At 59.4% G+C, this 24,474-nt stretch carries 23 protein-coding genes; 8 read left to right on the plus strand and 15 right to left on the minus strand.

The window, feature by feature from the left end; all coding sequences use genetic code 11:
- Positions 1 to 13: 13 nt before the first annotated feature.
- From tsaE to ATY80_RS15265, 8 genes are all read right to left on the minus strand, one after another.
- Positions 14 to 1,522, minus strand: a complete 1,509-nt coding sequence (gene tsaE / locus ATY80_RS15230; RefSeq protein WP_189637163.1) for a tRNA (adenosine(37)-N6)-threonylcarbamoyltransferase complex ATPase subunit type 1 TsaE — start codon at positions 1,520 to 1,522, stop codon at positions 14 to 16.
- Complete coding sequence (locus tag ATY80_RS15235) at positions 1,522 to 4,104, minus strand: PAS domain-containing sensor histidine kinase (RefSeq protein ID WP_088693205.1); 2,583 nt, start codon at positions 4,102 to 4,104, stop codon at positions 1,522 to 1,524. The genes tsaE and ATY80_RS15235 overlap by 1 nt, the downstream gene beginning before the upstream one ends.
- Positions 4,105 to 4,307: 203 nt before the next feature.
- Complete coding sequence (gene ahcY / locus ATY80_RS15240) at positions 4,308 to 5,708, minus strand: adenosylhomocysteinase (protein ID WP_088693206.1); 1,401 nt, start codon at positions 5,706 to 5,708, stop codon at positions 4,308 to 4,310.
- A 167-nt stretch (positions 5,709 to 5,875) separates the two neighbouring features.
- The gene (locus tag ATY80_RS15245; protein ID WP_007798031.1) at positions 5,876 to 6,151 is read right to left on the minus strand and encodes an HPr family phosphocarrier protein; all 276 of its coding nucleotides are present in this window, start codon (positions 6,149 to 6,151) and stop codon (positions 5,876 to 5,878) included.
- A 17-nt stretch (positions 6,152 to 6,168) separates the two neighbouring features.
- A complete protein-coding gene (locus ATY80_RS15250) occupies positions 6,169 to 6,570 on the minus strand; it encodes a PTS sugar transporter subunit IIA (protein WP_007528763.1) in 402 nt (133 codons plus the stop codon).
- Positions 6,571 to 6,723: 153 nt separating this feature from the next.
- Positions 6,724 to 7,176, minus strand: coding sequence for a serine/threonine protein kinase (locus ATY80_RS15255; protein WP_088693207.1), 453 nt, complete (start codon positions 7,174 to 7,176; stop codon positions 6,724 to 6,726).
- Positions 7,173 to 8,936, minus strand: coding sequence for a sensor histidine kinase (locus tag ATY80_RS15260; RefSeq protein ID WP_245306847.1), 1,764 nt, complete (start codon positions 8,934 to 8,936; stop codon positions 7,173 to 7,175). The genes ATY80_RS15255 and ATY80_RS15260 overlap by 4 nt, the downstream gene beginning before the upstream one ends.
- Positions 8,937 to 9,042: 106 nt before the next feature.
- The gene (locus ATY80_RS15265) at positions 9,043 to 9,774 is read right to left on the minus strand and encodes a response regulator transcription factor (RefSeq protein ID WP_189637167.1); all 732 of its coding nucleotides are present in this window, start codon (positions 9,772 to 9,774) and stop codon (positions 9,043 to 9,045) included.
- A gap of 341 nt (positions 9,775 to 10,115) precedes the next feature.
- On the opposite strand from ATY80_RS15265, the gene ATY80_RS15270 reads away from it, so the two are divergent.
- The 3 genes from ATY80_RS15270 to ATY80_RS15280 all read left to right on the plus strand — a co-directional run bounded on the left by ATY80_RS15270 (position 10,116) and on the right by ATY80_RS15280 (position 12,870).
- Positions 10,116 to 11,726 carry a phosphoenolpyruvate carboxykinase gene (locus ATY80_RS15270; protein ID WP_088693210.1) on the plus strand — a complete coding sequence of 537 codons (1,611 nt, stop codon included), beginning with the start codon at positions 10,116 to 10,118 and terminating at the stop codon, positions 11,724 to 11,726.
- 96 nt (positions 11,727 to 11,822) lie between these two features.
- Entirely contained in the window at positions 11,823 to 12,257 is a 435-nt protein-coding gene (gene arfB, locus ATY80_RS15275; RefSeq protein ID WP_088693211.1) for an alternative ribosome rescue aminoacyl-tRNA hydrolase ArfB, read from the plus strand.
- Between the two features lies 1 nt (position 12,258).
- A complete protein-coding gene (locus ATY80_RS15280; RefSeq protein ID WP_088693212.1) occupies positions 12,259 to 12,870 on the plus strand; it encodes an alpha-ketoglutarate-dependent dioxygenase AlkB in 612 nt (203 codons plus the stop codon).
- On the opposite strand, the gene coaA is transcribed toward ATY80_RS15280, so the two are convergent.
- Genes coaA through hisB form a run of 7 tightly spaced genes read right to left on the minus strand, consistent with a single transcriptional unit; the run spans position 12,867 to position 17,516 of the window.
- Complete coding sequence (gene coaA, locus ATY80_RS15285; RefSeq protein WP_088693213.1) at positions 12,867 to 13,862, minus strand: type I pantothenate kinase; 996 nt, start codon at positions 13,860 to 13,862, stop codon at positions 12,867 to 12,869. The genes ATY80_RS15280 and coaA overlap by 4 nt on opposite strands.
- Positions 13,859 to 14,182, minus strand: a complete 324-nt coding sequence (locus ATY80_RS15290; RefSeq protein WP_025583058.1) for a phosphoribosyl-ATP diphosphatase — start codon at positions 14,180 to 14,182, stop codon at positions 13,859 to 13,861. Before ATY80_RS15290 ends, coaA begins: the two co-directional genes overlap by 4 nt.
- Before the next feature lie 14 nt (positions 14,183 to 14,196).
- The gene (hisF, locus tag ATY80_RS15295) at positions 14,197 to 14,979 is read right to left on the minus strand and encodes an imidazole glycerol phosphate synthase subunit HisF (RefSeq protein WP_088693214.1); all 783 of its coding nucleotides are present in this window, start codon (positions 14,977 to 14,979) and stop codon (positions 14,197 to 14,199) included.
- Entirely contained in the window at positions 14,976 to 15,725 is a 750-nt protein-coding gene (gene hisA, locus ATY80_RS15300) for a 1-(5-phosphoribosyl)-5-[(5-phosphoribosylamino)methylideneamino]imidazole-4-carboxamide isomerase (RefSeq protein ID WP_088693215.1), read from the minus strand. The genes hisF and hisA overlap by 4 nt, the downstream gene beginning before the upstream one ends.
- Before the next feature lie 26 nt (positions 15,726 to 15,751).
- A complete protein-coding gene (hisH, locus tag ATY80_RS15305) occupies positions 15,752 to 16,402 on the minus strand; it encodes an imidazole glycerol phosphate synthase subunit HisH (RefSeq protein ID WP_088693216.1) in 651 nt (216 codons plus the stop codon).
- Positions 16,402 to 16,887, minus strand: a complete 486-nt coding sequence (locus tag ATY80_RS15310) for a DUF2628 domain-containing protein (RefSeq protein ID WP_088693217.1) — start codon at positions 16,885 to 16,887, stop codon at positions 16,402 to 16,404. The genes hisH and ATY80_RS15310 overlap by 1 nt, the downstream gene beginning before the upstream one ends.
- Positions 16,888 to 16,910: 23 nt before the next feature.
- Complete coding sequence (gene hisB, locus ATY80_RS15315; protein WP_088693218.1) at positions 16,911 to 17,516, minus strand: imidazoleglycerol-phosphate dehydratase HisB; 606 nt, start codon at positions 17,514 to 17,516, stop codon at positions 16,911 to 16,913.
- Between the two features lie 179 nt (positions 17,517 to 17,695).
- Between hisB and hslV the strand changes: the two genes are divergently transcribed.
- The 5 genes from hslV (at position 17,696) to ATY80_RS15340 (ending at position 24,431) form a co-directional block, all read left to right on the plus strand.
- Positions 17,696 to 18,223, plus strand: coding sequence for an ATP-dependent protease subunit HslV (gene hslV / locus ATY80_RS15320; RefSeq protein ID WP_088693219.1), 528 nt, complete (start codon positions 17,696 to 17,698; stop codon positions 18,221 to 18,223).
- A 39-nt stretch (positions 18,224 to 18,262) separates the two neighbouring features.
- Entirely contained in the window at positions 18,263 to 19,570 is a 1,308-nt protein-coding gene (hslU, locus tag ATY80_RS15325; RefSeq protein ID WP_088693220.1) for an ATP-dependent protease ATPase subunit HslU, read from the plus strand.
- Between the two features lie 189 nt (positions 19,571 to 19,759).
- Entirely contained in the window at positions 19,760 to 20,707 is a 948-nt protein-coding gene (locus ATY80_RS15330; protein ID WP_088693255.1) for a DUF1402 family protein, read from the plus strand.
- Between the two features lie 49 nt (positions 20,708 to 20,756).
- The gene (locus ATY80_RS15335) at positions 20,757 to 22,169 is read left to right on the plus strand and encodes a cytochrome P450 (protein ID WP_088693221.1); all 1,413 of its coding nucleotides are present in this window, start codon (positions 20,757 to 20,759) and stop codon (positions 22,167 to 22,169) included.
- 90 nt (positions 22,170 to 22,259) lie between these two features.
- Positions 22,260 to 24,431, plus strand: coding sequence for a malate synthase G (locus ATY80_RS15340; protein WP_088693222.1), 2,172 nt, complete (start codon positions 22,260 to 22,262; stop codon positions 24,429 to 24,431).
- The last annotated feature ends 43 nt before the right edge of the window (positions 24,432 to 24,474 follow it).

The raw sequence follows: 24,474 nt of genomic DNA on the forward strand, positions 1-24,474 counted from the left end.
TTGATCCGAGAAATTATGATTCGCTTGGCACTATTCCAGCCCTTACGAGCCAGTCGCGCAAGGGGGCAAGCGCTTCGTGTTCTAACGCAACGGAAAGATAGGCGAGCGTGCGCGGCATATGCTTCATATAGCCCGGCTTTCCGTCCCTTTGCATCAGGCGAACCCATAGCCCGGCAAGCTTGCAGTTGCGTTGTGCCGACATGATGGCCCAACTCTTCAGGAAGCGAGCCTCGTCGAAGCCGCCTTGTGCTCTGCGTAGCGTCAGATAGTCGTCCATCAATTGCTGGAAGAGATCGGCTGCGATCGTGACGCGCGCGTCCTGCGCGATCGACGCGAGGTCGTAGGCAGTGGGGCCGATCATCGCATCTTGGAAATCGATCAGTCCGACGCGTGCAATCCCCGCCTCATTCTCTCGCCAGATGATATTCGGTGAGTGAAAATCACGAAGGAGAAGCCCTTTTTCGGAGGTCTCCAATTCGTCGATCAGACCATCCCAGATGGCGAGGTATTCATCGCGCTCCGCGTCACTGGCAGCAGTACCCCCACGCTTCCAGGGGAGATGCCAGTCGAGAACGAGGCGCACTTCCATCTTCATCGCCGTTCGGTCGAAATCCGGGATGTGGTGGACATGGCTATCCGTCACGCGGATGTCCTGCGGGATCGCCAGCGAGTGGAGATGCGCCAGGCAGGCGACGCTTGCCCGGTAACGATCGGCCATAGGCAGGCCCTGCACGTCCAGAACGCCGTCGACGCCAAGGTCCTCCAGCAGCAGAATGCCTTGGTCGTAGTCGACCCGGTAGACCTCCGGTGCTGCAAAGCCCTCCTGCCGGAGCGCATTTGCAATGGCGACAAAGGGATAGGCATTCTCTGCAAGATGCGCGACCTTCGGATATGGCTTGCCGTCCAGAACCGGGGGCCCTTCCGGCAGCGGCGGCCAATCCATCAGAATGCGGCGCTTTCCATCACCGGGATAAACGGCCTCGTAGGCGCGGAGAGATGCATCACCGGTAAGGAAACGACGTTTCGCAAAGGGATATCCCGCGGCATCGAGGAAATCGCGGATCGCGAGGACGCGACGGATTCGGGCAGCCTGCTTGTCCGGCGCCGCAATGGTCACCTGCCGACCTTGGCCCTCGTGCTCCAGCTTCAGTGCAATCCGGTCTGCCGGCAGCTCGTCGCTCGCCATCTCTGGCCACTCCACCAGACAGATGCCGTCCTGGAGAGCCTCGTCGAAGCCAAGTTCGGTCAGTTCGGCCGGATCTCCGAGGCGGTAGAGATCGAAATGCGCGACTGGTATGCGCAGGTTATAGCTTTGCACCAGGGTGAAGGTGGGGCTTGGCACCTCAAGATCGTCGTCATCAGCCATCGCGCGCAGAAACGCGCGGGCAAGTGAAGATTTTCCGGCGCCGAGGTCACCCGAAAGCGCAAGGCAATCACCTTGCCTCAGTGCCAGCGCAAGATCCTCCCCAAAGCGGGTTGTTTCCGCCTCATCCTTTAGGAAGAGGGAAATGACAGGAGTCATCATTCGGCTGCGACGGACGTCGGGAGATCGATCGAAGGAATCCGGCAGGTCACGATCGTGCCCTTGCCTGGTTGACTGTCGATGGTGACCGTCCCGTGGTGGAGACTGACGAAGCTGTCGACGATCGAGAGCCCGAGTCCTGCGCCGCCCCTCTTGCCACTCTTTGCACCGGTGGCGAATCGGTCGAACACGTTGGCGATCATGTCCTGCGAAATACCTGGGCCACGATCGCTGACGGAGAAGACAAAATCTGTCCCGTCGCGCCGGCATTCCAGCGCGATTGATGAGCCTTCCGGAGAGAAGTTGGCGGCGTTGGAAAGCAGCTTTACGAGGATCTGCTTCAGTCTTTGCGGGTCAGCAATGATCGAGCCCAGATGCGCCGGGGCGGTAATCTTAAGCGTCACGCCGCTTTCCTGCAGCCTGTCAGCAATCTGCATCGATACGTCGTCGAGCAGGTCGCCGAGATCGATCGGCGAGTAATTCAGGTGCATGATCCCGGCGTCGACTGTGGCAAGATCGAGGATATCGTTGACCAGCGTCAGAAGGACGGAAGACGAGGTCGAAATGTGATCGATATACTCTGCCTGCCGGTCGTTCAGTGGTCCGAGTCCGGGCGTGCGCAGCAGATCGGTGAAGCCGATGATGTTGGTCAGTGGCGAGCGCAGTTCGTAGGAGACATGCTGGACGAAGTCGTTCTTGAGTTCGTCCGCCTTGCGTAGCGCTTCGTTCTTTTCCGTCAACGCGCGCTCGGCGCGAACGCTGTCGGTCATGTTGACGAAGGTCAACATCGTCTGTGCATTCGGCAACGGAATGACAGCGTAGTCAAGCACGAGACCCGAGAACAACTCGAGCGTTCCCTGGCTGGAGCGGCGCTCGTCGTCAAAGCTGGTGATCAACTCGGCGAAGGTCTTCCATCCGTCTGGACGGTCATAGGATTGAGAGCATGCATCGCCAAGGGCGCGGATATGCGTGCCGGGCTTCGCCTCAGCCTCGGTGATTCCCCAGAGCGCACGGAAGGCGGGATTCGAGAGGCGAATGCGTCCGTCTGGCCCAAAGACGGCAACACCCTCCGAGAGATGGTCGATCGTCTCGCCTTGAACCTTGAGAAGCGTGTTGTAGCGTGTCTCAAGATCGACCTGCTCGGTCAGGTTCTCGAACACCCAGGTGGCGCCGCCCTGCGGATGCGCTGTTGCGAAAACCCGCAGCGTCTGGCCGTTCGGCAAGTGCCAAAGGTCCGATTGGGTATCGAGCGCGCGGTAGACCGAAAGCGCGGCTTCCTTCCAGGATTTCCAGTTCAGCTGATCCGGCAGCTTTTTCGCAGCTCGTAGCCGCTCCAGCAGTTCGGCGTTGTCGGGCCGGCTCTCGAGGAAAGTGATATCGAGCTCCCAGAGCGAGACGAACGCCTGATTGTAGAACTGCAGCCGCCGGTCGCCGCCGAAGATCGCCACTGGGGTCGCGAGATGATCAAGGGTCTCGGCGTGGCTCTTCAATGTTCGCTCGAGCTCCGCGCGAACGGCTTCGATGCCGGAAACATCGACGGCTATGCCGGCTGAGCCGCTTGGGACTTTGACATCGACAACATCGAAGAAAGTGCGGTTGCCGCGCACTACGGTCGAAATCTTGTCGTGGAAAGGCGACTCGGTGGTGGCGGCAGCGCGGATTCGCTCGCGGGCAACGGTCGTCAGAAATTCCCGGCCCTCACCGATCGCTTGCGCCGGCGTGGTTGCTTCGACGGCTTCGCCGTAGGCATGGTTGACCCAGGTCAGCCGGCCTTCGCTATCACGCTGCCATGCCGGCAGATCGATTGCATCGAGCATGCTCTGAAACGCCGAGATGGACGACAGCAGTCTGTCCCGCTCGATCTTAAGCTCGGCAAGCTCGGCTCGGAGATTGTTCAGCGCCACGAACCGGACAAATGCGCGACCGCCGGAAACCCGCCCCTGTGCTTCAAGAATTTCCTCGCGATGGGTTTCAACGACCATGTCGAAGCTATGAGCTGAGCCGCGCAGGCGATCGATCGCGCGCTCGAGCTCGGATGCGGAGCGCGACTTGAGCCACAGCCCAAAAGCAAGGAATTCGCTGTCTTGTGGCGCGCCGGTTTCCGCCGGCAGCTGACCAATAAGCTCAGGGCGCTCATTGCCATCCCAGATAACGATGCGGCGATTCTTGTCGGCGATCAGCGCCTGATATTGCGAGATGCGTTGTTGTGCGTCCGAGAGTGCCGAGCGGATTTCGCGGCTCTCGCTTTCGAGGTTGCCGCGCTGACGTACAACCCAGAGGGTTGAAAGCAGCGCGGCGGAGATCACACCGATCACGACCGAGAGACCGACCACCTGCGACGATGTGAAAAGATGCGCAGATGCGACAGCCTCAGCTTCGACCTGTGCGAAAACCGGCGGCGCAACCGATGCGATTGCGGTGCCCGCAGCAAAAATCCGTGCGACACGAGCCAGTATTCCTGGCTTCTCGGCGATGGTCTTTGAGTTGCCGACAGGTTTCCGTTCACCTGGATAAAGCGGGCAGGAGTCAGCGTGAGCGCCATCCTCCGCCTGTTCCACCAGGCTGTGCATCATTTCCGACATGCGCGGTATGTCTCCGTCCTTTAATGTGCCGCATCACGACAAGACATCCCATTTTCGAAGCAAACGGACACGTCCGTGGCCACGAATCGAGTGTTAAAACAATACTTCGGAAGGGAATCGGCGGGAAGATGTGTGTCAAAAAATAAGGGCGCCGCATTTGTCAATGCGGAGCCCTCTAGATGTTGTGGATATTGATCTGGCGATTAATATCTGTAGTGGTCTGCCTTGAACGGACCCTGCGGCGTGACGCCGATATAGGCGGCCTGTTCTTCGGAAAGCTGCGTCAGCTTCACGCCGAGCTTGTCGAGATGCAGGCGTGCAACCTTCTCGTCGAGGTGCTTCGGCAGGATGTAGACCTGGTTCTGGTACTGACCGGTCTTGGTGAACAGCTCGATCTGCGCCAGCGTCTGGTTGGTGAACGAAGCCGACATGACGAAGGACGGATGGCCAGTCGCGTTGCCGAGGTTGAGCAGGCGGCCTTCCGAGAGCAGGATGATGCGGTTGCCCTTCGGAAACTCGATCAGGTCGACCTGCGGCTTGATGTTGGTCCACTTCAGGTTACGCAGCGCTGCAACTTCGATTTCGTTGTCGAAGTGGCCGATGTTGCCGACGATCGCCATGTCCTTCATCTGACGCATGTGGTCGATGCGAATGACGTCCTTGTTGCCTGTCGTGGTGATGAAGATGTCGGCGGAAGACACGACGTCTTCCAGCGTGACGACTTCGAAACCGTCCATGGCAGCTTGAAGCGCGCAGATCGGATCGACTTCCGTCACCTTGACGCGGGCACCAGCACCCTGAAGCGAAGCGGCCGAGCCCTTGCCAACGTCACCATATCCGCAGACGACAGCGACCTTGCCGGCCATCATGACGTCCGTGCCACGGCGGATGCCGTCGACCAGTGATTCCTTGCAGCCGTACTTGTTGTCGAACTTCGACTTGGTTACCGAGTCGTTGACGTTGATCGCCGGGAAGGGAAGGAGGCCCTTCTGGCTCAACTGGTACAGACGGCTCACGCCGGTCGTGGTTTCTTCGGTTACGCCCTTGATCGCGTCGCGCTGCTTGGTGAACCAGCCCGGCGAAGCGGCAAGACGCTTCTTGATCTGTGCGAAAAGGATTTCTTCTTCTTCGGAATGCGGCTTGGAGAGCACGTCCTCGCCGGCTTCGGCGCGGGCGCCGAGCAGGATGTACATGGTGGCGTCGCCGCCGTCATCGAGGATCATGTTGGAAAGACCGCCATCAGCCCACTGGAAGATCTTGTCGGTGTAAACCCAGTAGTCTTCCAGCGACTCGCCCTTGATGGCAAAAACCGGAACGCCGGACGCGGCGATGGCCGCGGCGGCGTGATCCTGCGTCGAGAAGATGTTGCACGAAGCCCAGCGGACTTCGGCGCCAAGTGCAACGAGCGTTTCGATGAGAACGGCCGTCTGGATCGTCATGTGCAGCGAGCCGGTTATGCGCGCGCCCTTCAGCGGCTTTGCTTCGCCGAATTCTGCGCGGCAGGCCATCAGGCCCGGCATCTCGGTTTCTGCGATCGTAATTTCCTTGCGGCCGAAGTCCGCGAGGCCGATGTCGGCGACGACATAATCTTTTTCAGTGCTCATTGGGTTCTCCAGGCTGAAAAGCGGCTCAAAATTCGAAAGCGCACGTGTATGCGCCGGATAGCGTCCACGCGGCATGCGCGGCTATGCTGGCCGTTTAGCAGGCTTCTATGGCGAAGGCAATAATGATATAAAGAAGTCTTTATATGTTTATATGAGCCGAAGGGAGCTCACATTTCCTCACCGAACCGGTTCTGGATCAGCTCGTCAAGCGCATCAAGCGCCTGTGCTGCTTGGTTGCCGCTTGCCGAAACAAGGACGCTTGAACCAGGACTCGCCGCCAGCATCATCAATCCCATGATCGAAGTCCCACCGACCGTCATCCCGTCTTTCGAAACGGTGATAGCAGCATCGAAATTCTCGACGAGTTGAACGAACTTTGCCGAAGCGCGTGCGTGCAGTCCGCGCTTGTTGATGATCAGAATTTCTCGGGACAGTGCCGTCATGGGGCGCGGTGTGCTCACTATTTGCCGCTAAGGACGCGGCTCGCGACGTTGATGTATTTCCGTCCAGCTTCAGAGGCCTCGACGAGCGCCTTTTCCATGTTGTTCTCGCCACGCACGCCTGCAAGCTTGATCAGCATCGGCAGATTCATACCGGCGATGACCTCGGTGTGGCCACTGCTCATAACTGATATTGCCAGGTTGGAGGGAGTACCGCCGAACATGTCTGTCAGGATGACGACTCCGTGGCCGTCGTCGGCGCGGGACACTGCTTCCAGAATATCTTGCCGTCGCTGATCCATGTCGTCTTCGGGACCGATACAGACCGTTTCGATGAATTTCTGAGGACCGACGACGTGTTCGACCGCATGACGAAACTCTTCAGCCAGCTTGCCATGAGTGACAAGCACAAGTCCGATCATGATATTACTGCTCCTAGTGGCGTATGCAAACGGTGGGCCCAATATCGCAATGCAGCAATCGCGTCCACCGTGGGGGCACATCTTGGCGATGAAAAGTCGAAGTGCAAGACAAAAATACGACTTTTCAGGCGGGATTTGCCGATTTCGCAGGCATTATCGTCCGATATCCGGCGCCTTTGCCAGCAATGCCGCCAACGGTACCGGAGTATTAGCCAGCAACCGAATGACCGGCAGATCTATATCGTCGACAATAGTCATTCGCTCGTCCTCGGGCGGCAGTCGTTTCTCTCCGGACACGCTTCCCGGCAGGATGGCATAGTGCATGACGGCGCTTGCGACGTGCGGCACTTGCACGATGCCAGTGCCGCGCAACTCGATCAAACCGGCTATCGGTGCAGGGCAGGTGGCCATCACGGCTCCAGCCTGTGTCGAGACCAGCACCTGGTCGTCGGCAACGAGTATTGCGGACATACCCATGCGCTGGGCTTCGGCGATGCAGGCAAAGGCGAGCATCGACTTTCCCCATCCCGAAGGGCCCATGAAAAGAAGACCGGTGCTGCCGACGACGATAGCGGTTGCGTGGATGTTCGAAGGGGCGGCGGTCATGCGGTCGTATTGGCGGGAAGGGCGAGGATGAAGCGCGCTCCGAGCAGCTTTTCGCTCTCGGGATCGATGATGTTCTCTGCGCGCAGCGAACCGCCATGAGCCTCGGCGATCTGGCGGCTGATCGACAGACCGAGGCCGGAATTCTGGCCGAAACCTTCAGATTCAGGCCGATCGGTATAGAAGCGCTCGAAGATGCGATCGATGTTTTCCGCCTGAATGCCCGGTCCGTTATCCTCGACGTAAACGATGCAGCGGGAGCGCGTTCTGACCAGCCGCACGGTGATCCTGCCGTCATGCTCCGGTACGAAAGAGCGCGCGTTCTCAATCAGATTGGTAACGATCTGTCCGATCCGGAGGTCGTGGCCGTTCACCACGAAGCGTGTCTTGACGCCCGGTTTGCGCTCGATGGCGAACTCGATCTGCACTTCTTTCTTGCGACTGCGGATCTGTCGCGACACGTCGATAAGATCGCGAAGCAGGATTTCCAGATCGACCGAGCCTGCATCGACTCGCGCCAATTCGGCATCGAGGCGGGAGGCGTCGGAAATATCGCTGATCAGGCGATCCAGCCGTCGAACGTCATGCTGGATGACATCAAGAAGCCGCTTCTTGGAGTCGTCCGTTTTGGCAAGCGGCAGCGTTTCGACTGCGCTGCGGAGCGACGTCAGAGGGTTCTTCAGTTCGTGGCTGACGTCGGCCGCAAAGCTTTCGATGGCGTCGATACGGTCGTAGAGAGCCGTCGTCATCTCACGCAGTGCAATGGAGAGGTTGCCAATCTCGTCTTGACGGGCAGAAAAGTCCGGAATTTCTTCGCGTTCCTTTGCGCCGCGGCGAACACGGATGGCGGCAGCCGACAGGCGCCGCAGCGGGTTGGCGATCGTTGAGGATAAAACGAGCGACAGGAGAACGTTGACAAGCGTCGCGACTCCAAACACGCGCATGATGCCCAGGCGCTCGGCGTGGACGATGTTGTCGATATCACCGGCCTGCGTCGATAACAGCAGCACACCGAGCACAGCGCGGAAGCGTTGGATCGGAACGGCGACCGAGACGATCAGCTCGCCCTTCTCGGTGGTGCGAACCACGGCGCCGCGCACGCCGGTCAGCGCGTTCATGACCTCGGGATAGATAGAGCCGTCACCGCCGGGCGCTTCTTTATAGAGGGGCAGGTTCCCAGGTTGCAGAACCTTGTTGAAGATCGTGGTGAACCACTGGCCCCAAGTCTGCTCCTCGTCATCGACCGGCGGCAGATCAAAACGCAGGACCTGACCGCGTGAATAGAGGTGGCGAGAGTCGAGCAGCAGGTTGGCATCGGCATCAAAAATTCGCGCACGGGTTCTGGTTGGAGAGATTAGTCGGCGCAACACCGGCGCGACCTTCTCCGGATCAATCGGGAATTCGAGATCCTCGTCGTTTGGAACCGGCGTAATGCTCTGGCCAGCCTGCAGTTCGAGCAGTTTTTCCGGGTCGATGGTGATCGAATTGGTGTCCACCGAAGCGGAAGCCGAGACCGCGCCGGCGATGATTTCGCCCTGCGTCAGGAGACTTTCAACGCGGGCGTCGATCAGCCCTTCGCGGAACTGATTGAGGTAAAGAATGCCGCCGACGAGAACGACAAGTGCGGCGAGATTGAAGAAAAGGATGCGGCGCGTGAGGCTCGAGAAGACGGCGTTGCCGAAGATGCGGCGGATGATCGTGAAGGGATGCGACCAGCGTCGTCCCCTGACGCGGCGATTGCTTACGCCTTCCGCCTCATCCAGATCCCTTTCCTGCACCAACTGTGCCAACGACAGGCCCTTTCGGAGAGCGGACCGCTTTCGCGATCGCCTGCTCTCGACAACTCTCTAATGCCGCGCCGCTTCGGCGTCAGGCTGCTTCGCGGAAGCGGTATCCCACTCCGTAAAGCGTTTCAATCATATCAAAGTCGGTATCGACCATCTTGAATTTCTTGCGAAGCCGCTTGATGTGGCTGTCGATGGTGCGATCGTCGACATAGACCTGCTCGTCATAGGCCGCATCCATCAATGCGTCACGGCTTTTGACGACGCCCGGTCGTTGGGCCAGCGAGTGCAGGATGAGGAATTCGGTCACCGTCAGCGTCACCGGCTCACCCTTCCAGGTGCAGGTGTGGCGTTCCTGATCCATGACCAACTGGCCACGCTCAAGCGAACGAGCGAGCTGCTGCGCCGTGCCCGGCTTGGGGGCGGCACCACCTGCTGCGGCTGCGGCTTCGCGGCTTGATGCGCGGCGCAGCACGGCGCGAACGCGCTCGACGAGCAGACGCTGCGAGAATGGCTTGGTGATGAAGTCGTCGGCGCCCATCTTCAGGCCGAACAGCTCATCGATTTCCTCGTCCTTGGACGTGAGGAAGATGACCGGCATGTCGGATTTCTGTCGCAGGCGGCGCAAGAGTTCCATGCCATCCATGCGTGGCATCTTGATGTCGAAGATCGCAAGCTGCGGCGGACGCGCGAGAAGACCGTCGAGGGCGGATGCGCCGTCCGTATAAGTCTCGACCTTATATCCTTCAGCCTCAAGTGCGATCGATACCGAGGTGAGGATGTTGCGGTCGTCATCAACGAGCGCGATTGTCGGCATGGCATTCATCTCCGTCATCTATGCGCGTCTCCAGGAATTTTGAAGGTCCCCCAGGCGGCCTTTCTGAACCGGATGCGCTTATGGGGATAAAGGTGGAACAAATTGTGGCAAAGATAAAGGGTGGGATTGTTGTAAAGTTTTGATGGCAACCAAAAGCTGCATCGAGACTTCGCCGAGCCACCTCCGATTCAAACGATTTAAAATATCGCCAGAAAATTTAAATCGATTAATAGTTTGATATTACTACATTTTATTGATTTTTCTCTATTGCGTTTTAAAAAATCCGCCCGTACGGTCGCCCTTAGTTCTTAACGGCACGAGCCTCAAGGAAGGAAAAGACCATGGAGCTGTTCGGAGTCCACAACCCGGCGATAGAGCTGGCGACGATCGGTTTGGGGAGCGCAAACAGCGCTCGCTATAACTTTACCGCCGCCTCTCTCTATGAAGAATCGATTCGCCGGGGCGAGGCTGAGCTGACCGCCCATGGAGCCCTGCGGGCCCTGACGGGGCAGCACACCGGGCGCTCGCCGCGGGATAAGTTTGTCGTTCGTGACACCAACACCGATGGTCAGATCTGGTGGGACAACAACAAGCCGATGTCGCCGGAGCACTTCGCGCTCCTGAAAAAGGACATGCTTGCTCATGCCGCCGGCAAGGATCTATTCGTTCAGGATCTCATCGGCGGCGCCGACGAGAACAACGCGCTGACGACACGTGTCGTCACCGAACTTGCCTGGCACTCGCTGTTCATTCGGAATCTGCTGATCCGTCCGGAGCGCTCGGCCCTTGAGGCGTTCGTTCCTAAACTGACGATTATCAATCTGCCGACCTTCAAGGCCGATCCGGCGCGTTACGGTTGCCGCAGCGAAACCGTTATCGCCTGCGATCTGACGAACGGCGAAGTGCTGATCGCCGGTACGCTTTACGCCGGCGAGATGAAGAAATCGGTGTTCACCGTGCTGAACTACCTGCTGCCGGCAAAGAGCGTCATGCCGATGCACTGCTCGGCCAATGTCGGCCCTGACGGCGATGCCGCGGTCTTCTTCGGTCTCTCGGGCACCGGCAAGACGACGCTCTCGGCAGATCCAGCCCGCACGCTGATCGGCGACGATGAGCACGGTTGGGGCGAGGACGGCATCTTCAATTTTGAAGGTGGCTGCTATGCCAAGACGATCCGCCTGTCGGCGGAAGCCGAGCCAGAAATCTATGCAACGACGCAGCGCTTCGGAACCGTTCTCGAAAACGTCGTTCTGAACGATCAGCGCGAGCCCGACTTCAACGATGGCTCACTGACGGAAAATACGCGTTGTGCCTACCCGTTGGATTTCATTCCGAACGCCTCGAAGACTGGTCTTGCCGGTCACCCGAAGACGATCATCATGCTGACGGCCGATGCCTTTGGCGTCATGCCGCCGATCGCCAAGCTGACGCCGGACCAGGCCATGTATCACTTCTTGTCCGGCTACACCGCCAAGGTGGCGGGGACCGAGCGCGGTGTAACCGAGCCGGAAGCGACCTTCTCGACCTGCTTCGGCGCGCCGTTCATGCCGCGTCATCCGTCGGAATACGGCAATCTCTTGAAGGATCTCATCGGTCGCCACGGCGTTGAATGCTGGCTGGTCAACACGGGCTGGACTGGCGGTGCTTACGGCGCCGGCAGGCGCATGCCGATCAAGGCAACGCGCACGCTGCTTGCCGCAGCGCTCTCGGGTGAACTCGGCAAGACGGATTTCCGCGTCGATCCGAACTTCGGCTTTGCGGTTCCAGTCGCGGTGCCGGGCGTCGACACGGCAATCCTCGATCCGCGTTCGACGTGGCAGGATCCGGTCGCCTATGACGCGCAGGCCGGCAAGCTCGTGACCATGTTCATCGAGAACTTCGCAAAGTTCGAAGGCCACGTCGATGGCGGGGTGCGCGATGCGGCCCCGGGGTTTCGCGCTGCCGCTGAATGACGGGCCAAAACATTGATGATTCACGTGAAACCCGGCGGTCTCCGCCGGGTTTCTTTGTCTGTTCCCAAGGACCGGCCGATGTGAGATAGAAATCGCATGGCCAGCGACCCGCTTCATATCAACGATCGAATCACCATCGCCGGATGGGAGCTGACGGAGCAGTTCGTCTTGGCCGGCGGCCCCGGCGGGCAGAATGTCAACAAAGTCTCGACAGCCGTCCAGCTCTTCTTCAACATTCCCAACTCACCTTCCTTGAACGAGCGCGTGAAGGCGAATGCCGTGAAGCTTGCCGGCAAGCGCCTCTCGAAGGAGGGCGTTCTGATGATCGAAGCGACCCGCTTCCGCAGTCAGGACCGCAACCGCGAAGACGCGCGCGAGCGGCTGAAGGAGTTGATTCTCGAGGCCGCGAAACCACCGCCGCCGCCACGGAAGAAAACCAAGCCGACAAAGGGATCGATCGAACGCCGGCTGAAAGAGAAGTCGGGTCGCGCCGAAGTGAAGAAGATGCGCGGCCGGCCGCTCGGAGATTGATATGCTGAAGCTGCCGAATGGCGTCAATCACTTGCCGGACTATCTTGACCGGCCCCGGCAGCAGGCTTTGGTCGATACCATCCGGTCGATCGTCGCGGATGCGCCACTTTTCGTGCCTGTCATGCCCGGAACCGGCAAGCCGATGTCGGTGCGCATGACGAACTGCGGCCCCCTCGGCTGGGTCACCGACAAGGAGCACGGCTATCGCTACCAACCGACCCATCCCATCACGGGCAAGCCGTGGCCGGATATGCCGGCGGAGTTACTGGAAATCTGGAACGACGTATCCGGCTACGACAAGCCGCCACAGGCCTGCCTCATCAACTTCTACTCCGATGAGGCGCGCATGGGCCTGCATCAGGATAAGGACGAACAGGATCTCGCAGCGCCGGTCGTGTCGATATCACTTGGCAATAGCTGCCTTTTTCGCGTCGGCGGCCTCGCGCGCAACGACCCTACGCTTTCCTTCAAGCTTTCAAGCGGCGATATCGTGATCTTGGGCGCGGAAGGGCGCCTTTGTTTCCACGGCGTCGACAAGATCTATCCGTCGACATCGACGCTGCTGAAAAACGGCGGCCGGATCAATCTGACGCTTCGCCGGGTAGCGGCTTAGAGCTTTCTTAGGGCGACCTGCTCGATGAGGTGATTGTTGCCCTTGCGCAGGATCAGGTCGGCGCGCGGGCGCGTCGGCAGGATGTTCTCGCGCAGGTTCTTCAAGTTGATGTTTTCCCAGAGGCCTTCTGCGATCGTCAGCGCTTCCCCTTCGCTGATCGAAGCATAGCGGTGGAAGAAGGAGTGGGGATCGCGGAACGCCGTTTCGCGCAGCCGCATGAAGCGTGTCACATACCAGTCGTGAATCCGGCTTTCGTCCGCATCGATGTAGATGGAGAAGTCGAAGAAGTCGGAGACCATCGGAACGATCTTGCCGCCGGCCGGCAGGTCGCGCGACTGCAGGACGTTGATGCCCTCGAAGATCAAAATGTCGGGCCGGTCGACGATCTTGTACTCGTTCGGCAGCACGTCATAGACCAGATGCGAATAGGACGGCGCCTTGACGTTTGGCTGTCCGGCCTTGATCGCCGCCAGGAAACGTAGGATTGCCGCAGTGTCGTAACTCTCGGGAAAGCCCTTGCGCTGCATCAGGTTTTCACGTTGCAGCACGGCGTTCGGATGCAGGAAGCCGTCCGTGGTGACGAGATCCACTTTCGGACTGGACGGCCAGCGTGACAGCAGTTCTTTCAGAATACGGGCAGTCGTCGATTTGCCGACGGCCACCGAACCCGCGATGCCGATCACAAATGGCGTCTTCGCGACGTTGGAGAGGCTGAGGAAGCGGTTGCGCTGCTCGAAAAGCAGCTGAGACGATTCCACATGGGCTGAGAGAAGGCGCGACAGCGACAGATAGATTCGCCGCACTTCGTCAAGGTCGATCGGGTCGCCCATGGAGCGCAGCCGTTTGACCTCGTCACCCTTTAGAGTGAGAGGCGTATCCGCACGGAAGCGCGCCCATTCCTCCGAAGAAAAGAAGTGATAGGGCGAATAGGCGTTCGCCTGAAAATGATCGAGCGTCTCGGGCGCTCCTATGAGCTGTCTTGCGATACTCATGAACTTTGCCGGCTCGCCTTTTCTTTCAGGCCGGATTGAGCAGTACGGCGCTCAAGCTCCGCCATGACACTTTGCAACGGAATGCCCGCCACCTTCAATACGACCAATAGGTGATAAAGCAGGTCGGCGGCTTCATAGGTGAGGTTCTCGCGATCATCGGCAATCGCTGCCATTACCGCTTCAATCGCCTCTTCGCCTAGTTTCTTGGCAGCTTTCGGCTGACCCGCGGAAACGAGTTTTGCCGTCCAGGATTCGTCCGGCGAGGCCTTCGATCGCGCATCGACGATCTTTTCGAGATCGGCAAGGGTGAATTCGCTCATAATTCTGCGTTCCCTCAGTCCAGACGCATGTCGATGCCGCAGGACGACATATAGCGCTTCGCCTCGCCCACGGAATAGGTGCCGAAGTGGAAGATCGATGCGGCGAGAACGGCGTTGGCATGTCCCTCCTTGACGCCCGCCACAAGATCGTCGAGGTCACCGACGCCGCCTGAGGCGATCACTGGCACCCGAACCGAATCCGCAATGGCGCGTGTCAACTCGAGATCGTAGCCGACCTTCGTTCCGTCCCGATCCATCGAGGTAACAAGCAGTTCGCCGGCACCCCGCTCGACCATTTTCCGCGCGAAATCCACCGCGTCGATGCCGGTCGCGTTGCGGCCACCATGCGTGTAGATCTCCCAGGCACTGACATCGCCTTGGACAGGGGTGGTCCGCCGCTTGGCGTCGATTGAGACGACGATGCATTGGTCGCCGAACTTGTCCGCAGCTTCCGCGACGAAATCCGGATTGTTGACGGCGGCCGAATTGATCGAAACCTTGTCCGCGCCGCAAAGCAGCAGTTTGCGAATGTCAACGATGGTGCGAACACCGCCGCCGACAGTGACGGGCATGAAGCACTGCTCGGCAGTACGAGCCACGACGTCGAAGATCGTTTCGCGATTGTCCGAAGAAGCGGTAATGTCGAGGAAGCAGAGTTCGTCGGCGCCGGCGGCGTCGTAAGCCTTGGCGGCCTCGACCGGATCTCCGGCATCTACCAGATTGACGAAATTGACGCCCTTGACGACGCGGCCGTCCTTGACGTCGAGGCAGGGAATGACGCGGGCCTTCAATGTCATTGCGCAATCTCCTTCGCGCGTGCGGCCGAAATCAGCGCCAAAGCCTCTTTCGGATCGATACGTCCATCATACAGCGCGCGGCCGGAGATCGCACCTTCGAGCTTGCGTGCATCGGGTTCGAGCATCCGTTTCACATCTTCGATCGAAGCCAGTCCGCCGGACGCGATTACCGGGATCGACACGGCCTCGGCAAGTTCGAGCGTCGACGGCCAGTTGATGCCAGCGAGGATGCCGTCACGGTCGATGTCGGTGTAGATGATCGCGGCAACGCCAGCGCCCTCGAACTTCTTTGCGAGTTCGACGACGCCGAGCTCGGAGGCCTCTGCCCAGCCCTCGACGGCGACTTTTCCGCCCTTGGCATCGATGCCAACGGCAACACGGCCGGGAAACTTCTTGCAGGCTTCAATCACGAGTGCCGGATCGCGCACGGCGATCGTGCCAAGAATGACGCGGGCGAGGCCGCGCGATAGCCAGCTTTCGATATGGTCGAGCGTACGGATGCCGCCACCAAGCTGAACCGGGTTTTTCGTCGCTTTCAGGATCGCATCGACCGCAGCGCCGTTTACGCTTTCGCCGGCGAAAGCGCCGTTCAAGTCAACGACGTGCAGCCACTCGAATCCCTGATCTTCAAAGGCCTTCGCCTGGGCGCCAGGGTCGGGATTGTAAACGGTAGCTTGGTCCATATCGCCGAGCTTGAGGCGAACGCACTGGCCATCCTTCAGGTCGATTGCAGGAAATAGGATCATTCGGTCAGTCCTTGCAGTGCGCGAGCTCAAGGCTTCCAGCGCAGGAAATTGGCGATCAGGGCGAGGCCGAGCTTCTGGCTCTTTTCGGGATGGAACTGGGCTCCGGCCATGTTGTCGCGACCGACGAAAGCGGTGATCGGTCCGCCATAATCAGCGGTCGCAATGACGTCGCGGGGGTTGTTCGCCGCCAGATGGTACGAATGCACAAAATAGGCATGCAGCCCGCTCGGTCCGGTCGGAATGCCGTCGAATAGCGGGTGAGGGGATTTCAGATCCAGTGTGTTCCAGCCAATCTGAGGGATCTTCAGATTGGCATCCCCAGGCGTCATTTCAACAACGTCGCCGGGAATCCATCCGAAACCGTTCGTCACCGTCTTTTCGAGGCCGCGCGATGACATCAGCTGCATGCCAACGCAGATACCGAGAAACGGCCGGGCTTTCTTCTCGACCGCGTCGATCAGCGCTTCCGACATGCCTGAAACGGCATCGAGCCCGCGCCGGCAGTCGGCATAGGCGCCGACACCCGGCAGCACCACGCGATCGGCGGCCGCGACAGCCTCTGCCTTGTCCGTTAGGTCGATCACAGCATCGATGCCGGCTTCCCGCGCGGCTCGCTCGAAGGCTTTCGTCGCCGAACGCAGGTTGCCGGAACCGTAATCTATAATTGCGACGCGCATCAGCGTCCTCCATCAAAACCAAAGAGACCGAGCGAGGTGGCGTTGCCGTGTCGCGGGGCATGGGCCGTGGGATCCCATTGCGGCGAGGGTGCCGGACGGCTGTCACCGGTATCGGTCGGAACATTCGAAAAATAGATCTCTTCTGCGGTTGGGAGCGAGTCGGCCGAAACGAGGTCGGTCTCATCCCAGCCCTTCGCAACCAGATCGCGGATGCGAAGGTTCTGACCCTCGAGCGCCACCAGAAGACTTGTGCTGAAGGTGATCGCGAGGCCGACTGGCCAGAGGTCTGCACGGTCTGTCAGCGCGCCGCCGAGGGTTTGCAGGAGAAATGCCGCGACGGCGTAGAGCCAAAGCCGATGGAAGGCCAGCCATATCCAGGGGAAGAGGAACCCGAGCACCGTGAAGCCATCGCGAATGAACCGCGTCTTTTCGTGGTTTGTGTCCGTTCCGCCGGGCGCGGTCAGAACCAGATAGCTGGAAGTCATATCGTCAAGCTCCCTCAGGGGGCTCAGACGAGCGTGCCCTTCGTCGAGGGAACACGGCCCGCCTGTCTCGGATCGATCTCTGTCGCCGTACGCAGTGCGCGGGCAACGGCCTTGAAGCATGTCTCTGCAATATGGTGGTTGTTGGCACCATAATGGTTGAGAATATGCAAGGTGATGCCGGCGTTCTGGGCAAGCGCCTGGAAAAATTCACGAACGAGTTCCGTGTCGAACGTGCCGATCTTCGGCGCGCTGAAGGCGACATTCCAGACGAGGAAAGGCCGACCGGAGAGGTCGACCGCAGCCTTCGTCATCGTCTCGTCCATGGCAAGATCAATCGATGCGTAGCGCGCAATGCCGCGGCGATCGCCGAGCGCCTTGGCAATCGCTTGGCCGATCGCGATGCCAGTGTCTTCGACCGTATGGTGATCGTCGATGTGGAGGTCGCCCTTGGTCTCGATCTCCATGTCGATGAGCGAATGTCGCGACAATTGGTCGAGCATATGATCGAAGAAGCCGACGCCTGTCGAAATTTTCGACTTTCCGGTGCCGTCAAGATCGACGGAAACGGAAACCGAAGTCTCGTTCGTCTTGCGGGACACGGCACCCGTGCGGCTTGCGGTCTCGGCCATATGGCTGCTCCATCAGGAAATACGGGGGTTCCTTATCAGGCAAGCCGTGAAATATCCAGAACCGCGACAGCAGAAAACGACGCCGATTGCAATCGGCGTGCCCGCACTTACATAGGGCTCGACAGGGCCGGTGTGCGGCTCGACGTAACAAGCCCGGTAGACGGGCAAAGGTGCAATGGATGACAACGATTATTACAGTTCGAAAGGGCGGCAAGGTCATCATGGCCGGCGATGGTCAGGTCAGCCTCGGCCAAACCGTGATGAAGGGCAATGCCCGCAAGGTGCGGCGGATCGGCAAAGGCGAAGTCATTGCCGGTTTCGCAGGTGCCACTGCGGATGCCTTCACGCTCCTCGAACGTCTTGAAAAGAAGCTCGAACAATATCCGGGCCAGCTGATGCGCGCCGCCGTCGAACTCGCTAAGGATTGGCGCACGGACAAGTATCTCCGCAACCTCGAAGCCATGATGCTCGTCGCCGACAAGTCGGTGACGCTGGCGATAACAGGCAACGGCGACGTTCTTGAACCCGAGCATGGCGCCATGGCGATCGGTTCGGGTGGCAATTTTGCGCTCGCTGCGGCGCGCGCCCTGATGGACACAGACAAATCAGCCGAAGAGGTCGCGCGTCGCGCGCTCGATATTGCCGCCGACATTTGCGTCTACACGAACCATAATGTGGTGGTGGAAACGCTCGATGCCGAAGCTTGATCCGGTTTCAAAGATTCACGCCCCGATGGAATATTCGATATGACCACATTTTCCCCCCGCGAGATCGTTTCTGAACTCGACCGCTACATTATTGGCCAGCATGAGGCCAAGCGTGCGGTGGCGATTGCGCTGCGCAATCGTTGGCGCCGCCACCAGCTTGACCCAGACCTGCGCGACGAAGTCATGCCAAAGAACATCCTGATGATCGGCCCGACCGGCGTAGGCAAGACGGAAATTTCTCGCCGTCTCGCCAAATTGGCGGGCGCGCCCTTCATCAAGGTTGAAGCGACCAAATTTACCGAAGTCGGCTACGTCGGACGCGACGTGGAGCAGATCATCCGCGATCTTGTCGAGGTCGGCATCGGCTTGGCTCGCGAGAAGAAGCGAAGCGAAGTGCAGGCAAAGGCGCATATGAGTGCCGAGGAGCGCGTTCTCGATGCGCTCGTCGGCGCCACGGCCTCGCCAGCGACGCGCGACAGCTTCCGCAAGAAGCTGCGCAATGGTGAACTTGACGACAAGGAGATCGATATCGAGATCGCCGACACTGGCACCGGCATGGGTGGTTTCGACATTCCCGGCATGCCGGGCGCCAATATCGGCGTGCTCAATCTTTCAGAAATGTTTGGTAAGGCAATGGGTGGCCGCACCAAGAAGGTCCGCACGACGGTCAAGGCATCCTATACCGATCTGATCCGCGACGAGTCCGACAAGCTGATCGACAACGAAGTCATCCAGCGCGAGGCTGTCCGTGCAGTCGAAAATGACGGCATCGTCTTCCTCGACGAAATCGACAAGATCGCCGCTCGCGACGGCGGCATGGGTGCCGGCGTCTCGCGCGAAGGCGTGCAACGCGACCTGCTTCCGCTGGTCGAAGGTACAACCGTGTCGACGAAGTACGGCCCGGTGAAGACGGATCACGTCCTTTTCATCGCCTCCGGCGCATTCCATGTCTCCAAGCCATCCGATCTGTTGCCGGAACTGCAAGGTCGTCTGCCGATCCGCGTCGAGCTGCGCGCGCTCACCAAGGAAGACTTCCGCCGTATCCTGACGGAAACCGAGGCGAGCCTTATCAGGCAGTACAAGGCCCTGATGGAAACGGAAGGCCTCAACCTCGAGTTCACCGACGATGGCATCGATGCCCTGGCTGATGTGGCTGTCCACCTGAACTCGTCGGTCGAAAACATCGGCGCACGCCGACTTCAAACTGTCATGGAGCGGGTTCTGGACGAAATCTCCTTCAACGCTCCGGATCGCGGCGGCTCGACCGTGACGATCGACGCCGACTATGTGCGCGAGCACGTCGGCGACCTGGCGCAGAACACGGATTTGTCCCGCTTCATCTTGTGATGAACGAGCATCGTGTCATCTCTTTGCTGATATGATGCCGCGATTTTGACAGCTTGAACTCTCGACAGCGGGCCTTTTACTTTTTAGTGAAGGGCCCGTTTAGTTATGGGCGCCAGCATTATTCGGCCAAGATTATGGTCCAGTCAGCGCGCTTCGCGAGAATGCCATGAACCGATGGGAACGCTGATAGTGCGACGCCTTCTGACAAGTCTCTTGATTGCTACTGCCGTGCTGACCTCGGTGCCGGCTTTTGCCATGCAAGTGGTGCCGCCAGGCAATCGCCATGCCGAGCAACCCGATGTTCCAGGCGCATCGGTCCGCCGCACGAAGGGCACGAAGACCTCGTTCGATCGCAAATACGAGAAGGTCCATGACCTCTTGGCATCGGATCACGAGCTGATGGCCAAGATCAAGAAGGTTTCGGCCGCTTACGGCATCGACCCCATCCATGTGATTGGCGCGATTGTCGGCGAGCATACTTATAATGTCGATGCCTATGACCGCTTGCAGTCCTATTATGTGAAGGCTGCGTCCTACGCCGGGGAGAGCTTCCGCTTCGCCTATAATGGCGAGGACGTCGACGACTTCATCAAGCGGCCGCAATTTGCTAAATGCAACGGCAAGGGCGATTCCTATACGCTGTGGAGCTGCCGCGAAGACGTCTGGGAGAGCGACTTCCGTGGCAAGACCGTCGGCGGCGAGAGCTTCCCGAACAACCGCTTCAGCGCGGTCTTCTTCCAGCCCTTCTACGCCGGTCAGACCTTTGGCCTTGGGCAGATCAACCCGCTGACGGCGCTGATGCTCTCGGACCTCGTCTCCAAGGTGTCGGGCTATGAGAAGCTCAACGAGAAGGATGCCGGTGCCGTCTATAAGGCGATCATGGAGCCGGATGTCTCGCTCGCCTTTGTCGCCGCCTCCATCCGGCGCTCGATCGACGATTACAAGCAGATCGCCGACATGGACATTTCCAAGAATCCGGGCCTGACAGCAACACTCTACAACGTCGGCAACTCGCGCCAGCGCGCGGCTGCCCTCGCTGCCAAGAACCGAGCTTCGGGGGAAAATGTCTGGCCGGAGGAGAACTATTACGGCTGGCTGGTCAACGACAAGCTGGACGAGCTGGAGCGTCTGCTCTAGCTTTTGCCTTGCCGGGACGGACTTCTCCCGCGAAAAGGCTGAGTTCCCCATGGACATGCGTCCGGATCCCTTTGTACCGCCAGCACCGTTGCCCCGTACGGTGCCACCGAGTCGGCTTGAGATCATTCGCACCATTCTGCGCAACCCGCTGGAGCTCTGGGGTGAGCCTTCCTACACGTTGCCGTGGATTCAGACGCGGTTCTTCCGTGAAAGAACCCTGATCGTCAACGATCCCGGCCTGATCCGCCATGTTCTGGTCGATAATGCCGCCAATTACCGCATGTCGGATATTCGCCAGCTCATTTTGCGCCCGATCTTGCGTGATGGGCTCCTGACGGCGGAAGGGGACGTTTGGAAGCGGTCCCGCAAGGCGGTTGCACCGGTTTTCACGCCGCGCCATGCAAACGGCTTTGCCGGGCAGATGCTTCGCCAGTCCGAGGACTACGCGAGGAAATACGAATCTGCCGGCAGAGATGGCAAGGTCTTCGAGATCGCGGCCGACATGACAGAGCTGACCTTTGCCATTCTCGCCGATACGCTGTTCTCAGGCGAGATTGTCACCTCCTCCGATAGCTTTGCCGATGACGTCAACGCGCTCTTGCACCGCATGGGGCGCGTCGACCCGATGGACCTTTTGCGCGCACCGTCCTGGGTTCCGCGTCTGACCCGTATCGGCGGTCAGAAGGTGCTCGACAAGTTCCGAAATATCGTGCGCCAGACCATGGACGCCCGGCTCGCCCGGATGCGGGCCGATCGCGCTGCCGCGCCAGACGACTTTCTGACCTTGCTTCTCGAGCAGGCCGAAAGTGGCGGGCTGACGAACGATGAAATCGAAGACAATATTCTGACATTCATTGGCGCCGGCCACGAGACGACCGCGCGTGCGCTCGCCTGGACACTCTATTGCGTTGCCAACACGCAGCACATTCGCGAGGCGATGGAGGAGGAGATTGATCGCGTGTTGGCGCAGGATGTCGAGCCGGTGAAGTGGCTGGATCTGATGCCTTACACGCGCGCTGCCTTCGAGGAAGCGCTACGGCTCTATCCGCCAGCGCCGTCGATCAATCGCGCCGCCATCGCCGCCGATCGCTGGACCGACGCGAAAGGGGAGGCGGTCGAGATCGAGCCCGGCGTCACCATTCTCATCATGCCATGGACGCTGCATCGTCACGAACTTTATTGGGACAAGCCGCGAGCATACATCCCGGAACGGTTCTTGCCGGAGAATCGCGGCAAGATCGGGCGTTTCCAGTTTCTGCCGTTCGGTGCCGGTCCGCGGGTCTGCATCGGCGCGACCTTCGCTCTACAAGAGGCTGTCATCGCTTTGGCGGTGCTCATGCACAGTTTCCGCTTCGATATGACGGAGCAGACGAAGCCGTGGCCCGTTCAGAAGCTGACGACCCAGCCGCAAAACGGTCTGCCGATGCGCGTTACGCCACGGTCTTTTCCTAAATCGGCATAAATCTTTCGAACTATTGCATAATTGACTATGAATGAAAGCCGGGCAAAGTGGCAGCATGCGAAAGCTGTCGTGGGTTTTAGGAGACATTGAATGAGCCGCATCGATAAAAACGGTCTTGCTGTTGAAGCCGTCCTTCATGAGTTCCTGGTGACGGAGGCGCTGCCCGGCCTGAAGATCGATGCCGACAAGTTCTTTGCTGATTTCTCCGCCATCGTTCACGATCTTGCGCCGCGCAATCGCGAGCTGCTCGCCAAGCGCGATGCACTCCAGCTTCGCATCGATGACTGGTACCGCCAGCATGGCGCACCGAGCGACATCGAAGCATACCAGGCGTTTCTCCGCGACATCGGCTATATCCTGCCGGAGGGCTCGGATTTCCAAGTCACGACCACGAACGTCGATCCGGAAATTGCCTCGATTGCCGGTCCTCAGCTGGTCGTTCCTGTGATGAATGCGCGCTATGCGCTGAATGCCGCCAATGCTCGCTGGGGCTCGCTCTACGATGCGCTCTACGGGACGGATGCGATTCCCGAAAGCGACGGGGCCGAAAAGGGCAAGGCCTACAATCCGAAGCGAGGCGATAAGGTCATAGCCTGGGTTCGTGATTTCCTTGACACAGCCGCGCCGCTGGATAGCTGGAGCTGGAAGGATGTTGCGACCTTTGCTTTCAAGGATGGTGCTCTTGCCATCACCTCGACCGACGGTGAGCATGTTTCGCTGACCGATGCGGCACATTTTGCCGGCTATCAGGGTGATGCCGCGGCGCCGTCTCGCATCCTACTTAAGAACAACGGTATCCACATAGACATCGTCATCGATGCCTCGACCGCGATCGGCAAAAGCGATCCGGCGCATATCTCCGACGTCTGGCTGGAATCGGCGATCACGACGATTATGGACTGCGAAGACTCGGTTGCGGCCGTCGATGCTGAAGACAAGGTCGTGGTCTATCGCAATTGGCTGGGCCTCATGAAGGGCGACCTTCAGGAAGAGGTGTCGAAGGGTGGATCGAGCTTCATCCGTAAGCTCAATTCCGATCTAGAATACAACGGCCCGACCGCTACGCCCTTCGAAGTGCATCGCCGCTCGCTCATGCTCGTTCGCAACGTTGGCCATCTCATGACCAATCCGGCTATCCTTGATCGTGATGGCAATGAAGTGCCGGAAGGAATCATGGATGCAATGATCACCGGGATGATTGCGCTCTACGACGTCGGCGCGAACGGCAGCCGCAAGAATTCCCGCACCGGTTCGGTCTACGTGGTCAAGCCGAAGATGCATGGTCCTGAGGAAGTCGCGTTCGCCGCCGAGATCTTCACGCGCGTCGAAGATGCCCTCGGCATGGCACGCAATACCATTAAGATGGGGATCATGGACGAGGAGCGGCGCACGACCGTCAATCTGAAGGAATGCATTCGCGCGGCTCGCGAACGCGTCGTCTTCATCAACACCGGCTTCCTGGACCGCACCGGTGATGAAATCCATACATCGATGGAAGCCGGGCCGATGATCCGCAAAGGCGACATGAAACAGGCCGCCTGGATCAGCGCTTACGAAAACTGGAACGTCGATATCGGCCTCGAATGCGGCCTTTCCGGCCATGCGCAGATCGGCAAGGGCATGTGGGCGATGCCGGATCTGATGGCGGCGATGCTGGAGCAGAAGATCGCGCACCCGAAGGCCGGCGCAAATACCGCCTGGGTTCCGTCCCCGACCGCCGCAACACTGCATGCCACCCATTATCACCGTGTCAATGTCGGCCGCGTTCAGCAGGGTTTGAAGGATCGTGCGCGCGCCAAGCTCTCCGATATTCTTTCAGTTCCCGTCGCGGTTCGTCCGAATTGGACACCGGAGGAAATCCAGCGTGAACTCGACAACAATGCTCAGGGCATATTGGGTTACGTCGTTCGCTGGGTCGATCAGGGCGTCGGCTGCTCCAAGGTGCCTGACATCAACAATGTCGGTCTTATGGAAGACCGTGCGACGCTGCGCATCTCCGCGCAGCATATGGCCAACTGGCTGCATCACAAGGTTACCACCGAAGCCCAGGTCGTTGAAACGATGAAACGCATGGCCGCGATCGTGGATCAACAGAATGCATCCGACCCAGCCTACACACCGATGGCCGCCGATTTCGACGGTTCGATCGCTTTCCAGGCGGCACTTGACCTGGTCTTGAAGGGCAGGGCGCAGCCGAATGGCTATACGGAGCCGGTCCTGCATCGCCGCCGCCTCGAGCTGAAGGCCAAACAGGCGATCTGACGAGAATACGCAATCGAAAAGGCCGCCGAAACAATGTTCCGGC

It is taken from the genome of Rhizobium sp. R711 (assembly GCF_002211365.1).
In the GTDB taxonomy this organism is placed as follows: Bacteria; Pseudomonadota; Alphaproteobacteria; order Rhizobiales; family Rhizobiaceae; genus Rhizobium.

Bases quoted from the DNA above. Each gene is read 5' to 3' on its own strand.
- tsaE (WP_189637163.1), bottom strand. From the start codon at position 1,522: ATGACTCCTGTCATTTCCCTCTTCCTAAAGGATGAGGCGGAAACAACC.
- ATY80_RS15235 (WP_088693205.1), bottom strand. From the start codon at position 4,104: ATGTCGGAAATGATGCACAGCCTGGTGGAACAGGCGGAGGATGGCGCT.
- ahcY (WP_088693206.1), bottom strand. From the start codon at position 5,708: ATGAGCACTGAAAAAGATTATGTCGTCGCCGACATCGGCCTCGCGGAC.
- ATY80_RS15245 (WP_007798031.1), bottom strand. From the start codon at position 6,151: ATGACGGCACTGTCCCGAGAAATTCTGATCATCAACAAGCGCGGACTG.
- ATY80_RS15250 (WP_007528763.1), bottom strand. From the start codon at position 6,570: ATGATCGGACTTGTGCTTGTCACTCATGGCAAGCTGGCTGAAGAGTTT.
- ATY80_RS15255 (WP_088693207.1), bottom strand. From the start codon at position 7,176: ATGACCGCCGCCCCTTCGAACATCCACGCAACCGCTATCGTCGTCGGC.
- ATY80_RS15265 (WP_189637167.1), bottom strand. From the start codon at position 9,774: ATGCCGACAATCGCGCTCGTTGATGACGACCGCAACATCCTCACCTCG.
- ATY80_RS15270 (WP_088693210.1), top strand. From the start codon at position 10,116: ATGGAGCTGTTCGGAGTCCACAACCCGGCGATAGAGCTGGCGACGATC.
- arfB (WP_088693211.1), top strand. From the start codon at position 11,823: ATGGCCAGCGACCCGCTTCATATCAACGATCGAATCACCATCGCCGGA.
- ATY80_RS15280 (WP_088693212.1), top strand. From the start codon at position 12,259: ATGCTGAAGCTGCCGAATGGCGTCAATCACTTGCCGGACTATCTTGAC.
- coaA (WP_088693213.1), bottom strand. From the start codon at position 13,862: ATGAGTATCGCAAGACAGCTCATAGGAGCGCCCGAGACGCTCGATCAT.
- ATY80_RS15290 (WP_025583058.1), bottom strand. From the start codon at position 14,182: ATGAGCGAATTCACCCTTGCCGATCTCGAAAAGATCGTCGATGCGCGA.
- hisF (WP_088693214.1), bottom strand. From the start codon at position 14,979: ATGACATTGAAGGCCCGCGTCATTCCCTGCCTCGACGTCAAGGACGGC.
- hisA (WP_088693215.1), bottom strand. From the start codon at position 15,725: ATGATCCTATTTCCTGCAATCGACCTGAAGGATGGCCAGTGCGTTCGC.
- hisH (WP_088693216.1), bottom strand. From the start codon at position 16,402: ATGCGCGTCGCAATTATAGATTACGGTTCCGGCAACCTGCGTTCGGCG.
- ATY80_RS15310 (WP_088693217.1), bottom strand. From the start codon at position 16,887: ATGACTTCCAGCTATCTGGTTCTGACCGCGCCCGGCGGAACGGACACA.
- hisB (WP_088693218.1), bottom strand. From the start codon at position 17,516: ATGGCCGAGACCGCAAGCCGCACGGGTGCCGTGTCCCGCAAGACGAAC.
- hslV (WP_088693219.1), top strand. From the start codon at position 17,696: ATGACAACGATTATTACAGTTCGAAAGGGCGGCAAGGTCATCATGGCC.
- hslU (WP_088693220.1), top strand. From the start codon at position 18,263: ATGACCACATTTTCCCCCCGCGAGATCGTTTCTGAACTCGACCGCTAC.
- ATY80_RS15335 (WP_088693221.1), top strand. From the start codon at position 20,757: ATGGACATGCGTCCGGATCCCTTTGTACCGCCAGCACCGTTGCCCCGT.
- ATY80_RS15340 (WP_088693222.1), top strand. From the start codon at position 22,260: ATGAGCCGCATCGATAAAAACGGTCTTGCTGTTGAAGCCGTCCTTCAT.